The sequence below is a fragment of the Alteromonas sp. ABV4_150 genome, assembly GCF_056311745.1.
Genome location: NZ_CM149971.1, coordinates 1851741 through 1868453, shown reverse-complemented (window position 1 = coordinate 1868453; position 16713 = coordinate 1851741). Strand labels below are relative to the sequence as shown.

Here is a 16713-nt window from a genome sequence, read left to right as displayed (position 1 = left end):
ACCAGTGCTGTGTTTGTAATAACTAGCCCCATCAGAAAGACGACTAGAGAGTTTCCCTCTCTAGCCGCCTTATCTTGTTCCTACGCAAGGCTTTAATTTTTTTGAAAAGCATTTTTTATGTAAGAATTGAGTAAAGAGCACGGTTAAACACGCTCATTAACTTTTAAGTGAGGTAAAATTCGCACATTGCCGTCGGTAATTTGCTACAAATGTAGCCCTACAATACTGCGGCCAATAGAAAGGATTTAACTGCGCCATGAATACTAAATTACTTCGCTCTCTCCAGGTTTTTGTTGCAGTGACAGATAGCGGTAGCATGAGTGTTGCAGCCCGCGAGCTACACATGACTGTTTCTGCAATTAGCCAGCAGCTACGAAAACTCGAACATGATATAGGGCTTAGTCTTTTTAACCGAAATACACGAAGCTTAAGTCTCACTGAAGCCGGACGCATTTACTACGACACCAGCAAAAAAATGCTGCAAACCGCAGAGCTTGCCCAACAAAGAATTGAAAGCCTACAAGATGATCCTACAGGAAACATCAATATCATCGCACCTGAAGGATTTGGTGGTGGTTTACTAAGTGAACCGTTGAAGAAGCTATGCGAAGAGTTTCCAAAAATTACAATATCATTAACCGTTACCGACGAACCTAAAGACATCATTGCATCAAGCGCAGATCTTGTACTTTGCTTTGCTCCCGTTTCTGACACTAATTTTAGTAGTTTGAAACTTGCTACATGGAAGCGGATTTTATGCGTGTCCGATAAGCACCCGCTAGCTAGGTTAAGCTTGTCTTCACCAGAAGCGTTGAATGGTCATGCTTACATTGTGCACAGGCACATTGAAGACTATGTGATGAAACATGAAAGCAAAGGTGAGTTTGAACTAGATTCTCAGCGTATTGATGTAAATTCAATGCAGACATTGATTAAACTTACTCAAGATAATTTGGGCTACGCCGTATTGCCTGAGCCAGAGGTAAGACACTTACTTAAATCAGGTGAAATGAAGCAGCTTTTCACAGAATGGGAGTTGCCCGACTATACCGTTTATGCGGTTACGCCAAAACGGGATCTTATGCCCGCCAAAATTAGCGCCGCGATTACTTGCTTACAAGATTTGTTCGCGCAGATTTAATCGCTAAACAGCGGAAAAAAAGCCCGTGCTCTAGTACATCTAAAACGAAAAAGGCAGCGTAACAAGCGCTGCCTTTTTCGTGTTTTTAGCTTCTTTTTATTAGAAGCGAGTGTTCATCTGAACACTTAGAATGTGCGCTGTAGCCGACTGAGTACCAGTGAAGTTCGTGGTAAAGTTCGTACTAGGAAGAACATTGTTTAAAATAGTTCTGTCTTTATTGATATCTGCTTCACGACCATCGATGAATACATAGGCAAGGTCAATCGACGTATCTTCGCTCATGGTGTAAGTCATACCACCAGAGAACCAGTGACGGTCAGTGTCTGGGATACTTAGTGAGCGGTTTTCTACAGATACCACGCCATCATCATAAGCATAGCCTGCACGAAGGGTGATTTCGTCACTTAAGATGTAAGTTACACCAAGAGCCGCACGCCACGAGTCATCAAAGTTTTCTTGTTTAATTAAGAAATCGACGCCGTCTTCTAGATTAGCTTCAAGCTTCTCAAACGTGCTCCAGTCGGTGAACGTCAAGCTTGCTTGTACAGACCACTGGTTATCGATTTTTTGATCAACCGCTAGCTCTGTAATAGCAGCAAGGTTTAAATCTAGGCTACCAGGCTGATTAAGGTTAATAGGGAAAATAGGCGTTTCTGAAGAGACGTCACCTTCAAGTTCTAATTTTGTTTCCGCACGGTATGAAAGCGCAATATTAGTCATATCCGTCGGCTGCCAGAAAACACCCGCGTTCCAACCAAAACCTATGTCATCACCTTCCATGCTAAACAGAGAATTCCCAGCAGTAAGCTCTGGTAGCGTTACACCTAGAGCTTCAGCGTTTGGCGCGAAAGCGACTAAAGTGTCTACAAGTGTGTTTGAAACGCCAGAGCCGATTTCAGCTTCTGCATATGTGATGTTCAAACCAAAACCAACCATAAGTTGCTTATTCACTTTATAGGAAATAGCAGGGTTAACCGTTACGGTTTTTACTTCTGCTGTATCAGCGAAGTGAAGCGCACCGAAATCGTCTGAATAATCTGAGCGAAGGCCGTAAGTGGTGAAAACGCCAACACCCGCAGATAGTTCATCGTTGATAGGCGAAACATAGAAGAAACCAGGCACTATTGCAGTATCAGCGATGTTGTCTTCTTGCGCTGCACCAGCACCAACGGTAGTGTCGCCAAGGTCATAAGTAACCGCACCGTTAATATCTACATTTGGGTCGATAAAACTTACTGACGTACTGAATTCAGCTTCTTTAAATACACCGATTGCTGCAGGGTTGGTTGCAAGAATAGAGGCATTCTCTGGCTTTGCCGCTTGACCGGCCATAGCACGGCCTAGGCCATTTGCACTGTGTTCATTAACTTGGAAACCAGCTGCCAGCGCAGAAGAAGAGGCTAAGGTAGCAAGCGCTAAGCAAACTGAGGCACGTAAAGAAAACTGTTGCTTCATAAAATACTCATTGTAATAGGGGAAAATTGCAGCGGGCATTTTACGGATATGAGTAGTTTTGTTCAATGCAAGTAAACGTTATTTACGCACTTTTATCGCATTATTTACAATTTTAGCTACAACTTCGACGCATTTGTAGACAAAATTGATAAAGCCAAGTTAACCAAAGATCACAATAATGTTAACAACATTGTTAGGCAACTAGTACCAGCAACTATTGGAATTATCTTTTTCATTCACTCAAATTTAGGGGTACAGATTCCTTTTGGTTGTGTTTATAACAATAAGCCCCACCCTATCTTTACAATTGATGGGTGATCTCAGCTATGCATATTGCGTTTCAATACTAGGCAAATACTTAGGCACATCACCAAAAACCTTTCACATGTTACAGGAGGATACAATGTCAACATATAAAGCTATCACGCTGGTAAAGCGTCCCGAAGATGGAAAAATTGGCCCACACTTGTTTGAGACAAAAGAGCTTGAAATACCCACACCAAAAGATGGTCAAATTCTAATTAAGCAAACTCACATGTCTCTAGACCCTGCCATGTTAGGTTGGATGAGTGAAGACAGAGAGAGTTATATTCCTCCTGTAGAGCTTGGCGATGTTATGCGCTCGAGCGGTGTGGGCGAAGTAGTTGAGTCTAATAATCCAGACTTTTCAGTTGGCGACAAAGTTATGGGCATGACCGGCTGGAGTGAATATGTGCTAAGTGATGGCTCAGGCTTCAATAAGCTTCAGCAAGGCGTGACAGAAGAAATGGCACTTTGTGTATTTGCGCTACCGGGTTTAACCGCGACAACAGGGCTTTACAACTTTGGCGAGCCAAAGAAGGGCGAGACCCTCATTGTTACAGGAGCAGCAGGCTCGGTAGGTTCAATTGTAGGTCAATTAGCAAAAGCAGACGGGCTTCGCGTAATTGGTGTCGTGGGTAGTGACGATAAGGCTGACTGGATTGTGAACGAGTTAGGTTTTGACGGTGCAATTAACTACAAAACTGACGACTTGGAGAAAAAGCTGGCTGAGCTAACACCAGATAAAATTGATGTATTTTTTGAAAACACGGGTGGCCCTATCCAGCACCACATATTCAACAGGATGAATGCACATGGTCGTATTGTCGTATGCGGAATGATTGCCGATTACCAATCAGAAAAGCCATCACCTGGCCCTAACTGGATCCCGTTAATTAAAAAGCGTATTAACGTTCGTGGATTTGCGATGCCAGACCATTGGGGTGAAATCCCACAACTTTTACAGAAGCTTACTCCATACGTACAGCAAGGTAAGATAAAGTACCGTGCCCATACCATTGATGGGTTAGATAACGCTGAAAAAGGCTTAAACATGTTGTTTGAAGGTAAAAACACCGGAAAAATGATAGTGAAGCTGTAATTTTTAAAATGAAGAATGCTGTTTAAATCAAAAGCACGGTGTTAACTTTAACACTGTGCTTCTATTACCACATACTGAGCTTTACCTTTTTCTTTCGCTTCATAGAGTGCTTTATCAGCTTCATCAATGAGCCTATCAATGGACAACTCGCCAACTGAATTGGCGTAAGACACACCAATTGAACAACTCATAAAAGGGTGCTTGGCTTCATCAGCATGTTTAAGTTTAGTGTCGTTCCATTTATTCAGTATTGTTTGCGCGTGCTTTTCAACCTGTTCTTTACTGATATCGCTTAAAACAACAATAAATTCTTCGCCACCGTAGCGGCCCAAAATATCAGTTTCGCGCTTAAGCACCTCTTTCATAATACGTGCCTGCACTTTTATTGCTTCATCGCCCTGTTGGTGACCAAAACTGTCGTTGTATTTTTTAAAGTCGTCTAAATCGAGCATTAATACTGCCATAGAGACATTATGACGCTTACTCAAGGCCAACAGTTTTTCACTTTGATCTCGCAGGGCACGCCGGTTAAGTAAGTCCGTCAACGGGTCGAACTTGCTAAGTTTCAATAAGCGATCGTTAGTTTCTTTAAGCATGCGCACACTGCGATCTAATCTGTACTTAGCATAAACACATATAAACAGAGAACCTGTTACAAACGCAGCTGAGATTAGCACCCTGTCACCGTAAACTGGTGCTAACCACATCAACCCTAAAAACCCAAAGATATTAATAACATTAGCTGCTATCGCTAATTTAAATGGGATACCCAAGGCAAATACGCAAAAGAACGCATATAGAATGGTGCCCTCGTAAGGAAAAATAAAATTGTACTCTTCCCAACATACCCAAATCAGCCAATAATTGCTGTAGGAAAGGGCTACAAGCAAACCTGTAAAAATATACGCTCTGTACCGTATGAAATCACGCCAAAAAGAGAGTACAACGACGGCGATTACAATAGGAAATTGAAGCAGTAGACGGTCGAAGATATAGAGCTCGAACATACTACTAGGAATTAACACCAAGTCGGCAGCCATGAACAAAAGCACCAGAACTGCGCCTATGATAAGAGCGATTCTAAGCCTGCGAAGTTCACTGGGTCTGTTGCTGTGCACGCATCACCTTGATAAGAATATATCCATTAAAGTTTTCCAACATAGCCAATCATGACAATTGCCACCGGCTATGCTAGCGGTACGCATTTACGCAGAACTGCTTTAAGTATTATCAGAGACTTCTTGGCTAAGCGCCAGTTTTAACAAACTTTCTTGGAGCGCCTCGACGGTGACAGGTTTTGTAACTATGTCGTCCATCCCTGCCTGCTTAAATGAAACATGGCGCTCTTTAAACGCTTCTGCGGTAAGCCCTATAACCGGCGTTTGGCTAAGGTCACCCTCAAGTTTTCTAATGCGCTTAGTCGCTTCAATCCCATCCATGACAGGCATATGCACATCCATGAAGACCACATCAATTCCGCCCTCTTCTACCCGTGCGGCTGCTTTTAACCCATTATCAACATGCTCGACATTACAGTTTAGCTGCTCTAGTAACGCCTGTGCGACTACCGCGTTAATTGCGTTGTCTTCCGCCAATAACACCTTTAAGCCTGTTGGTAGGTCAGTGCTGAGGGCTTGACGCGCCGATGAAGATTCGGGTGATGAATCTGAGATAAGCCGTGACTGAACCTCTGCTGTAACAGTAAAGCATGACCCTTCACCCACTGTACTAACAACTTTTATATCGCCGCCAAGTATCTGGGCTAGCTGCTTAGCTATGGCAAGACCAAGTCCAGTACCGCCATATTTGCGGGTAATAGAAGAGTCGGACTGGGTGAATTTATCAAATATATGATCAAGCCTTTCAGCTTCGATACCAATACCAGTATCTTTTACCGCAATGACTAAACGGTTATCGCTCATAGTTTCTGTTGAAGGCTGTTTAAGTTTAGCGGAAATTCTCACCGTACCTTTGTGAGTAAACTTAATAGCATTGCTGACCAAATTGATAATAATTTGGCGAAGCTTAGTGATATCGCTGGTTACCGCCACAGACTCTAAGTTTTTGCTTTTATAAACTAACCGTGTACTGTTCGCGCTAGCGTTCGTGCCTAATAGCGTAATGAGGTCGTTGAGCATTGAGTCAAGGTCGAACTCTGTCACATCAATTTCCGACACACCCGATTCAATCTTAGAAAGGTCTAATACATCGTTTATAACAGTAGCAAGAATAGATGCTGAAGACTTCAAATCGCTGGCATACTGATGCTGCTTGTCAGACAGTTGTGTATCTAAAAGCAATGTTGCCAACCCTTGGATACCGTTTAGCGGCGTGCGTATCTCATGACTCATTACCGCTAGGAAATCGGTTTTAGCGCGGTTTGCTTGCTGAGCTTGAGCAACATACTGCTCGATTTCTCCAGACATTGCCTCAACGTCTCGCGCTAAACTACCCAATTCGTCGTTCTGCTGTAAGTCTATGCTGACCCTCTTATGGTCGAGGGCAATGCGACTCGCTGCTGATTTTATTTTTTCGATAGGAGCAACAACAAACACCTGTGTGACTCTTCCCATAAGCAAACTAACAATAACGACAGCAAATAGCGTCACTAGTGACGTTAGCCACGCAATAGTAGACAAGGAAGATTGCAGTGCGTCAGCAGGCTGCAATACGGTAACTTTCCAATTCCATGGCGCAAATTCAGCACACGCAAACAATACATCCATATCATTTACGTTCGACTCGCCAAACGCCACACGCCGGTTGGCAATAGTCGCCAAATTAGCGTCTTCTACATTAAGTACTAACGCATTATCGGCCGTGCTAAATATGACAGTATTTGTGCTTGTGTCATTAATAGCAAAATGTCTGTTTGTAGCTTGTTGCAGCGATTTTAACTCTTCAAACACTTCGTTTTGATAAGCCTCGCGAAACACAGGAACATTCTCTAGCCCAGATTCAATGAGCAGTTCTCGCCTCTCATCGATAATTTCTAAAACGTTCAACGTAAGGGTTTGAGTAAGAAGCTGATATTCTCTCTCGCGCACCGAGTCGTACGCGGTTAAATAAGCCCAATACCCAGTAAGTGCCATACCAATTAAAAGTATTGGAATGTAGATGACTAGCAGTTTTGATTTAATCCGCATACTTACTTCTAATCAGACCTTATTGATACACATGCTCTTTAGAGAGCTTCAAATAATTGGAAGGAATGGGCAATTGTAGTTTAATTGCCGTAGCAACATTCACCGCAACAGTGTACGTATCCATTTTACCAACAGGAATGTCTCTCGCCGAATTTCTTTGCAGTATCAGCTTTGCTTTTCTTGCTGCTGATTTGCCAATACTTTTTGATTCAGATACCACACCGATAAGCGCACCTTTTTTTACTGATGCAATACTTTCAGCAAATAGAGGAAGCAATCCAGTCTTCTCTTTAACCTTCTCCACCAACCCACTGGCTTCAGCTAAAGGGCCTGAAGATAACCAGTAGCCATCAAGTTTTGAGCTATTTTGTCCTAATCTATCAACAATACTATCCGTCATTTGAACAAGTCCTTCATCACCTTCTAAATAAGGCGTGCTGACCTCGACTAAGTTTATATTTTCATACTCACTATCTAACGCTAGTAGTTGGTTTACCAGATTACTCGATGAGGGATAGGTTGAATGTACTAAAGCTATAGTAAATGGAGACGCAGGATTTGATGCTCTGAGCACGCCATCTAACATATCAAGCTTTACTTTCGCATCAAGTACATGAGACTCGCCTGTCATATTGCGTTCACTTATCGCGCCAATAGCCGGAACTATCCCCTCTTCAACAGGGGAAGAAACCGCCATAAAAAGCTTAGGCGTATCAATAAACTCTTCAGACGCATTCAACGCGCGAGTGGCCAAAGTCGCTATGGACACAATGAGATCAGGCTCTGGCTCTTGCGCCAGTTCGCTCAGTATTTCTTTAGCGCGAGTCTCGGCTCCTTCAGCATTGTATGTGGTTACGTTGATATCGTGCTCGGGCATAATTCGAACAAGCTCTTTTACAAACTCATCTCGCGATTCAGCAACGATAGGAACGGGGAGCGTTTCAATGATGACAAGGTCCAGCGCTTCTTTCGCATGTGCAGAACTTAGGCCCGCTGCGAGAGACGCAAAGGCAAAGAAAAAGGAAAACCAGACCTTTGGCATGACTGTAAACCTGTAATAACTAAATGAAAATATGTATTTCTTTTCATATCATAAAGTTATTCTATGCCATTGCATAGAAGAAGTTATAACCAAGTATTAAAAGCTACTCATAAAGTTTTGTGCATTAAAACACGATGTCTGCAAACGCCCTAACGCTGAATAAACGCGCGTCTATATCGTAAATGGGCATAGACACAATAATCTCATCAATATCCGTTGCTTCGATAAATTCAGCGAGCTTGCGTTGCACGGTTTCTCTCGAGCCAACTAAGGCATATCTGAGTACACTTGATAACATGGCCTCATCTGGTACCGTACAGTATTCACTAAAGTTATGCATAGGCTTTGCGAACGGCTTGTTAAGGCCACGTCGCATGTTCATAAATTGCTGCTTCACCGATGTGAACAACAGTTCTGCTTCTTCATCGGTTTCAGCAATCACCACCATTACACCTGCCATCGCTTTTGGCGCTGATAATTGGGACGAAGGTTTGAACATATTGCGGTACACATGAAGCGCATCGAATAGCGCATCGGGTGCGAAGTGGGATGCAAATGAATAAGGCAGCCCCATTTTTGCCGCCACTTGTGCGCTATACAAACTAGACCCGAGTAACCACAAAGGCACATTGGTATTCGCCCCAGGCACAGCAACGATTGACTGACCTTCCCGAGGTGTGCCCAAGTAATGCTGAAGTTCTTGAATGTCTTCTGGGTAGCTATCTACGTCGCTTTGTAAGTTACGACGAAGCGCTCTTGCCGTTGCCATATCAGTACCTGGTGCTCTCCCAAGCCCAAGTTCTATGCGATTGGGAAATAACTCTGCTAGCGTGCCAAATTGCTCAGCAATAACCAAAGGCGCATGATTAGGCAGCATAATGCCCCCAGCTCCAATTTTGATGGTAGAGGTAGCATTAGCAATGTGCGTTAACACTACAGAGGTGGCAGAACTGGCTACACCATGCATGCCGTGATGCTCGGCTAACCACACTCTTTCATAGCCACTGCGCTCGGCTTCCATAGCCATTAGCTTAGAGTTGTTTAGCGCGTCTTTTACGCTATACCCTTCAGATATAGGGGCTAAATCGAGCAGTGAATAAGGAATAGCCATGGTGCCTCGCATTGTTGAAACTCGGTAATGATTTATAAGTATGAACGTGCCGTCCGTTTTACAACGGTTGTATTGATTGTTTAAGACGGCTGGGGAGGGTTTATCGATGAAGTGGTGTCAGTAAATAAGTGAATAGGCTTAATGCGTTGCTACTTTCATTCAGCGAAAACCTCTGAGAAATAAAAAAGCCTGCGAGTTTGTCAGTCGCAGGCTTTGTTTTCAAGCACCTAAATGTAGGCGAGTATTAATTTAGGTTCACAAAAGTATATTATATTTGGTCTAATCAGGATTGGTTAGTGAAAAGCTATCCGCTTTCCCCCTTAGGCGGAGTCATCTTTTACCTTTCTCATTCATTTAGCTTTTAAACAGACAATAACTCTAGCAGGTTAGTAAGACACCACTTTGAGCAAGTGGTGTCTTTGCAGTTTGCCTTTTTCTTTAGTAAGTGAATTTCGGTTTAGGCTTCATATTTTTCTTGCCTTGTCCATATTATCGTTAACATCATTAGTATAAGAATGATACCTAAAGAACCGCCGCCCCCAGAGTCACTAGAGCGGTCTGATGTCTGTGTTGTTGACGCCTCAGCCTTATTAGTCACCGTAACCTTTACAGTGTCCGTCGCTGTTGCTTTACCATCAGTGACTGTCAGCTTAAACTCTAAGTCATGTTTATTGGTTACTTGCGGGGCAGTGAATGTTGCTTCTATGTTATTCGGGTTGTTTATAGAGACAGACTCTCCCGTTACTTGAGTCCAGCTATACGTCAAGGAATCGTTATCAGCATCACTTGCTGTAGCATAAAGAGTTACACTACTTCCTTCGACGACTGTTTGATCATCACCTGCATTTACCGTAGGGGATTGATTTGCTCTATTGACTGTTATAATTACTGTATCTTCAGCGCTATCTTCGCCATCACTTACACTAACTCTGAATACCAATTCAATCGACACGTCAGTTTCTGGAGCTATAAATGAAGCAGTATCTGTATCTGCACCAGTGAGGTCAACGCGGCTACCACTCTCCTGCACCCAAGTAAACTCGAGAGAATGGCCATCGGCGTCAGTGGCAGATGCGCTTATCGTGACTATATCACCTTCCGTTACAGACTGATCTTCTCCCGCTCGAACTTGAGGTGGGTTGTTTACATTTAGTATGGTAATTGCCTTTCTAGCAGGTTCACTTTCAATACCGTTTTCAGTAACTATCAACTGAATTATAATTTCTTGGTCATCCTCTACTTGAGGGATCTCAAACGAAGTCGATGATGCAGTCTCATCGTCTATCAAAACTGGAATCCCGCTGATTTGAGACCACCTGAAATCAAGCATGCCGTTTTCGTTGGCAGGTTGTGATGCGCTGCCATCGAGCGTTGCAGAGCTACCTTCGTATGCAATACTCTCTGCGTTTATATTAGCCGTTGCCCCAATTACGTAAACAGGTGCTCCGGGGTCGAGAATGACGCCATTTAATTCTCCATCAGCGTCCCCATCACCACCGTCTGTTAATATGAGGCGGATAAAGGTATCACCCGGAGTCAATAGACCTTCAGTTTTTGCTTCCCAGTCCAATCCCGTCGAACTTGAATATACGCGTTGATAATTGCGCCAACCGGAGTCACCTGCATAAAATTTTCTATAGACGAGCCTTTCATTAGTCTCTGGCTCTGTCAGCGGAAACGCCAACTTTATAATAACCTCTGCTGTTCTACATTCCATATCAGCTTCTTCACAGGTTTCATCAAGATGAATTACAAAGTCTGATAAGCCATGACTTATGCGATTGGATAGATTAACTAAAGAAGCTTCTAAAACTTGACCACATTGATAAGAAAGTGACGGTGTTCCTCGAGTTCTAGCAAGACCGCCAAGGGTTATACGCCCTTTATTTGAGTAAACCCAAGTGTCCCCTGCAATTTCGCCACCATTACTGTCGCCAATAGACACTGCTGGGCATGTAGAAAAATCATCATAGCTTGAAATAGCTACATTTCCGGAATAACGAGTTCTCATTGCCATTAAATTTTTGACTTTATCGGCGGTTATATCGCCTATTCCCGGAACTAACACTGAGCCCTCGTGCACATCCAAAATTCCGTCGGCATCCAAGTCTGCAAATTCCAATATGTCTACGACTCCGTCTCCGTCAGAGTCGAATACATTCGGATCTTGGCCTGTTGCACCATTCAGAAGTTCAGTAAGCGTAAAAGCCCCTGTAAATGCGTAATAATCTGTATGACCTATGGCTGTACTTGTTGTCAAACCTACAGCATCGTCCAATAGAGGAATTCTATTACCGACGTTCATTTTGACTCTATAGCCGTACTGTGAATCAAGCGCGAACCCGGCATCTAAATTATTTGCCGGTAGCAAGTCTTCCGATTCAAAATCGACTCTAAATGGTCTGGGTATAACCATGTAGAGCGCACCTTGTTTCACATCTCTAATACCTTTTTTTAAGCCGCTAATACCCCTACCAGTCTCTAACTCGATACTATACTGACGAGCGTTGTACTGTTCATTGGTGCCTAACCCTGTGATTTCTAATTTAAGAGGTCCTGTATCAATTAATTCATCGCACAGTGAATCGTCATTAGGATCACTTGAAGTCTTTGCATTCAAACATGCGAGTGTAAACCTTGTTCGAAGGAAGATGACCGGATAAAGTACCTCGCCTGATGAATAAGCCCCCCCCACTGGCACTACGTTACCGGAGGAATCAAACAGTATATAGTGCCATTGATTGTCACCTCCAAGTTCAGAATACAACTTGCGAATAGTACCGAACCAATTCAGTGGAAGCAGATTATTTCCTAAACCAAGTGTAATGCCAACCGAACCGAAAGCTTTATCTTGAACACCTGCCTTTAATACATTCCATGCACCTCTGAGGAAATTATTTAGAGCAAGCTTATCCCCAACCAGCTCGTCATAAACCTTCGAATATTCGTATACGACAAAATGCTCAAATTCACCAAAGTCTTTTAGCTCAGAAATAAGATCGCTAGTGAGTGCAAACTCAACAGTTAATTCGGTGTTTGAATTGGCTACAAATGTGCAATTCAATTGCAGTTCACATTCAGGCAGAGTCCAAGATGAGAAGGCATAATTGGGAGAAGCTAATGGTTGTAAAGTCACATCTACTCCAGCATCAACAAGTAGTTCACAAGATGTTGCTAAACATTCAATATCACCGGCTGAAGAGATAACACTTCCGTTTCCTAAGATATTTATATGAACTTTAACAGGAGGAGCGAGGCTCGGATTATTGGCCGAACTCACCCAAGACGGAATATTTACGTTGCCATACACAGAAGGGCCTAAGCCGCTGGGGTTTACTGTTGGTAGAAAAGGACCTGTTGGAGTTCCAAAGTAAGAGTCAATAATTTCAACAGTCCCACTTTCTGAGTTATTTTGAACCGCTATTTGAGTCGAAGTGCCATAAAAGTCATTGCTTCTGAAAACATAGTTGCCATTCTCTTCTATTGTAATCGCTGGCTGGGAGCCAATAAAAAAGGCATTGTTATCAACTTGATAATTTGTTCCTGCAATTTTTAAAGGTATATGAATTGAGTTAGAGCTTAAAGTTCCACTACCGGGGGCATTCAAGTAAAGGTTTGTTCCATTAATAGTAGAATTGATAATATTAATTTCACCACCTTCGACTTTAAAGTCGTATGACTGCGTTGGAAATCCAATTGTAAATGTTACGCCATCTGCGTTCAGTTTACCGCCGCTGCGTACAACTAAATGATCAGTGGAGTGGACCTCTACACTCTCCTCTATTGTTAACGCCGCATTAACCGAAAAGACTGCATAATTTGCATAAGAGGTGTTAAGTACATACTTTGAGACCCCGTCAACAACATCAAGTGATGTGGGCACATCTATACTATTAACGATTTCAAAAGCACTATTGCTATATGAGTTTTCACTCAAAGAGTAAGTCGATAGCGAACTGCCCTCTCCATCAACAATGATTCTATTCATAACAATAGAATTATTTCGCAGAACACCACTCCCTTCATTCTTAAGATAAAATGCTGACCCATCAATAGAAGAATTAGTAATGTTGATTTCACCACCTTCAACTTTAAAGTCGTATGACTGCGTTGGAAATCCAATTGTAAATGTTACTCCATCTGCATTCAGTTTACCGCCGCTGCGTACAACTAAATGATCGGTGGAGTGGACCTCTACACCCTCCTCTATTGTTAATTCCGCATTAACCGAAAAGGCTGCATAATTTGCATAAGAGGTGTTAAGAACATACTTTGAGACCCCGTCAACAACATCAAGTGATGTGGGCACATCTATACTATTAACGATTTCAAAAGCACTATTGCTATATGAGTTTTCACTCAAAGAGTAAGTCGATAGCGAACTGCCCTCTCCATCAACAATGATTCTATTCATAACAATAGAATTATTTCGCAGAACACCACTCCCTTCATTCTTAAGATAAAATGCTGACCCATCAATAGAAGAATTAGTAATGTTGATTTCACCACCTTCAACTTTAAAGTCGTATGACTGTGCTGGAGATCCAATTGTAAATGTTACGCCATCTGCATTCAGTTTACCGCCGCTGCGTACAACTAAATGATCGGTGGAGTGGACCTCTACACCCTCCTCTATTGTTAATTCCGCATTAACCGAAAAGGCTGCATAATTTGCATAAGAGGTGTTAAGAACATACTTTGAGACCCCGTCAACAACATCAAGTGATGTGGGCACATCTAAACTATTAACGATTTCAAAAGCACTATTGCTATATGAGTTTTCACTCAAAGAGTAAGTCGATAGCGAACTGCCCTCTCCATCAACAATGATTCTATTCATAACAATAGAATTATTTCGCAGAACACCACTCCCTTCATTCTTAAGATAAAATGCTGACCCATCAATAGAAGAATTAGTAATGTTGATTTCACCACCTTCAACTTTAAAGTCGTATGACTGTGCTGGAGATCCAATTGTAAATGTTACGCCATCTGCATTCAGTTTACCGCCGCTGCGTACGATTAAATGATCGGTGGAGTGGACCTCTACGCCCTCCTCTATTGTTAATTCCGCATTAACCGAAAAGACTGCATAATTTGCATAAGAAGTGTTAAGTACATACTTTGAGACCCCGTCAACAACATCAAGTGATGTGGGCACATCTATACTATTAACGATTTCAAAAGCACTATTGCTATATGAGTTTTCACTCAAAGAGTAAGTCGATAGCGAACTGCCCTCTCCATCAACAATGATTCTATTCATAACAATAGAATTATTTCGCAGAACACCACTCCCTTCATTCTTAAGATAAAATGCTGACCCATCAATAGAAGAATTAGTAATGTTGATTTCACCACCTTCAACTTTAAAGTCGTATGACTGTGTTGGAGATCCAATTGTAAATGTTACGCCATCTGCATTCAGTTTACCGCCGCTGCGTACAACTAAATGATCGGTGGAGTGGACCTCTACACCCTCCTCTATTGTTAATTCCGCATTAACCGAAAAGGCTGCATAATTTGAGTATGACGAGTTAATTACATAGGGGCTCCCAGCCAGCGTCCACACTGTAGGCTCATTTATACTGTTAGATACGTCTGTATTTGCTTTGACACTATTCGAAATTACTAGGGTAAGAAGCAGACATAAAAATAGAATCGGGCGCATCGTTAAAAGTCCTTTTGCAAATGTAAGTGCGTTTTGGATACACAAAGTATTATCGTGGTAACAAAGCTTTGGATAATTAAGTAGTATTTTGGTTGTCCGATTGGCGTTAGTAACCTTAAGATAAAACTACACCGACAAATGATATATATCGAATAGAGGTATATCGAGATTTTCGAAAAATCTGTCGAAAATAACCTAATACTTAGATTTACTTGCTTTTTTCTTGTTTAAACTGAGAGGGAGTAATGCCTTTTTCCTTCTTGAATACTTCAGAGAAGTGAGAAGGGCTTTTGAATCCAACGGAATAGGCTACTTCAGTTGGAGACTTATGAGTAAGTAATGCGCATGCCCTTTCTATCCTTATATTGATAAGGAGTTTTTTGAAAGTTAATGAGAACATATACTTTAGCTTTAAGTTCATTTTTGTTTCGGAAATCGACAAAAAGTTGGATAGATCCACGGCTTTTAAGTTTGAGTTATCGCAATTGTCGTTAAGCCACGCGACAATCATTTTTTTAGACTCAAGTATGGATTCTTCCAATTCAGATTTGGTCTTAAATAACTCTTGATTTTTTTCTGCAATGATTTCCTTATATTGATTTACGAGCGCAATATGAGCTGCTTCGCGTTCACGCTGAAGATTTTCTTTGATTGATAATTGGTATTCATAATTTTGCATTAAGTCACTATGGTAAGTGTGGAGGTAGCTGTCAGAACGAAGGTACTTGTTCAAAAGTTTGTCTGCTAGCAGCTTTTGCACTGTCTCTACGAGATTTCTCAATCTAGACTTTTTTTTCCAAGTGAATCTAATTTTCGAATAACCAGACTCTAAACCATTTCCAAAAATGTCAACTTCAGTATGATAGCTAATTTCTTCATATTGAAGATATTCCAAAACAGCTAAGTAACAACCAATATTATGCATCGTTACGTATCTAAAGTGCGTAAAGCCTTTAAAGTAAAAGAGCTCAACAACACCACCAGTAGAAGTCACTTCAGATACTTTTGCCATTTTACTATGGTTGTATTTCTCATTAACTCTCTGAACACCCTGCAACGTTCGACCAAGCCCTACTAAATTAACTACAGCGAGAATCATGCTGCCCCTATTGTTAAGGGTTTGACTTACGGTTGCTTTACCAAGCTGCACAGGATCAAGACCATAAATTTCAAAACGCTTAAATATTTGCAGGTTTAGCTCATAGTCGAACCAATAATTTGGATCTTTGAGAAACTCGAGCGTTATTGGCGAACCCAAGTAGGTCCGCTGTTTATCTTGTTTCCGAAGTAATTCGTTGAATACCTGATTTATTAAATGGGATTTACCCGTTTTTTCTAGTTGAGAGATCCAACCAGATGTGTTTAACGTCGATATATGCTGATTACTAGTATCAGATAATTCAACTATCATTACCGAATTAATATCCTTTTAAACTTATAACGAAATTCATATTTGCGGAAAATTAATAATTTAACCTAGTTATTAGGAACAAGCCAGAATCTTGATACCTGCACCAGCTTCAATCCCCAAAGCCTCACAATACTGCACATACTCATGCACAGACAAATTTCTTTGTCCTTTCTCTACCTTACTTACGACCTGAAACAGTTTGTCTAGCAACTCGCCAAGCTGCCTTACTGTTAAGACACGGTCGAGACGCGCCTTTTTTAAGCCGAGCAATCAGCTAATGTTGCAAAATCAATTATCACATTAGCGTTGAATTGTTGAAAAACAAAAAATTCTC

General features: G+C 41.8%; 10 protein-coding genes. 2 read left to right on the top strand and 8 right to left on the bottom strand.

Annotated features, from left to right (window positions below; genetic code table 11):
- Nucleotides 1-256: 256 nt before the first annotated feature.
- Nucleotides 257-1141, top strand: a complete 885-nt coding sequence (locus ACYX4M_RS08175; RefSeq protein ID WP_476082609.1) for a LysR family transcriptional regulator — start codon at nt 257-259, stop codon at nt 1139-1141.
- A 99-nt stretch (nt 1142-1240) separates the two neighbouring features.
- Here ACYX4M_RS08175 and ACYX4M_RS08170 read toward each other — a convergent pair whose 3' ends face one another.
- Nucleotides 1241-2596, bottom strand: coding sequence for an OmpP1/FadL family transporter (locus tag ACYX4M_RS08170; RefSeq protein ID WP_476082608.1), 1356 nt, complete (start codon nt 2594-2596; stop codon nt 1241-1243).
- Between the two features lie 403 nt (nt 2597-2999).
- Between ACYX4M_RS08170 and ACYX4M_RS08165 the strand changes: the two genes are divergently transcribed.
- Nucleotides 3000-3998 (top strand): NADP-dependent oxidoreductase, encoded by a 999-nt coding sequence (locus tag ACYX4M_RS08165; RefSeq protein WP_476082607.1) that lies wholly within the window; start codon nt 3000-3002, stop codon nt 3996-3998.
- Nucleotides 3999-4045: 47 nt separating this feature from the next.
- On the opposite strand, the gene ACYX4M_RS08160 is transcribed toward ACYX4M_RS08165, so the two are convergent.
- The 7 genes from ACYX4M_RS08160 to ACYX4M_RS08130 form a co-directional block, all read right to left on the bottom strand.
- Entirely contained in the window at nt 4046-5116 is a 1071-nt protein-coding gene (locus tag ACYX4M_RS08160) for a GGDEF domain-containing protein (protein WP_476082606.1), read from the bottom strand.
- A gap of 102 nt (nt 5117-5218) precedes the next feature.
- Nucleotides 5219-7144: an ATP-binding protein gene (locus ACYX4M_RS08155; RefSeq protein ID WP_476082605.1), complete on the bottom strand. Its 1926-nt coding sequence runs from the start codon at nt 7142-7144 to the stop codon at nt 5219-5221.
- Between the two features lie 19 nt (nt 7145-7163).
- Nucleotides 7164-8186, bottom strand: coding sequence for an ABC transporter substrate-binding protein (locus ACYX4M_RS08150; RefSeq protein WP_476082604.1), 1023 nt, complete (start codon nt 8184-8186; stop codon nt 7164-7166).
- Between the two features lie 124 nt (nt 8187-8310).
- Entirely contained in the window at nt 8311-9297 is a 987-nt protein-coding gene (locus ACYX4M_RS08145) for an LLM class flavin-dependent oxidoreductase (RefSeq protein WP_476082603.1), read from the bottom strand.
- Nucleotides 9298-9754: 457 nt separating this feature from the next.
- Nucleotides 9755-14869 carry a PKD domain-containing protein gene (locus ACYX4M_RS08140; RefSeq protein WP_476082602.1) on the bottom strand — a complete coding sequence of 1705 codons (5115 nt, stop codon included), beginning with the start codon at nt 14867-14869 and terminating at the stop codon, nt 9755-9757.
- A 307-nt stretch (nt 14870-15176) separates the two neighbouring features.
- Nucleotides 15177-16379, bottom strand: a complete 1203-nt coding sequence (locus tag ACYX4M_RS08135) for a helix-turn-helix domain-containing protein (RefSeq protein ID WP_476082601.1) — start codon at nt 16377-16379, stop codon at nt 15177-15179.
- 72 nt (nt 16380-16451) lie between these two features.
- Nucleotides 16452-16649 carry a helix-turn-helix domain-containing protein gene (locus ACYX4M_RS08130; protein WP_476082600.1) on the bottom strand — a complete coding sequence of 66 codons (198 nt, stop codon included), beginning with the start codon at nt 16647-16649 and terminating at the stop codon, nt 16452-16454.
- Between the last annotated feature and the right edge of the window lie 64 nt (nt 16650-16713).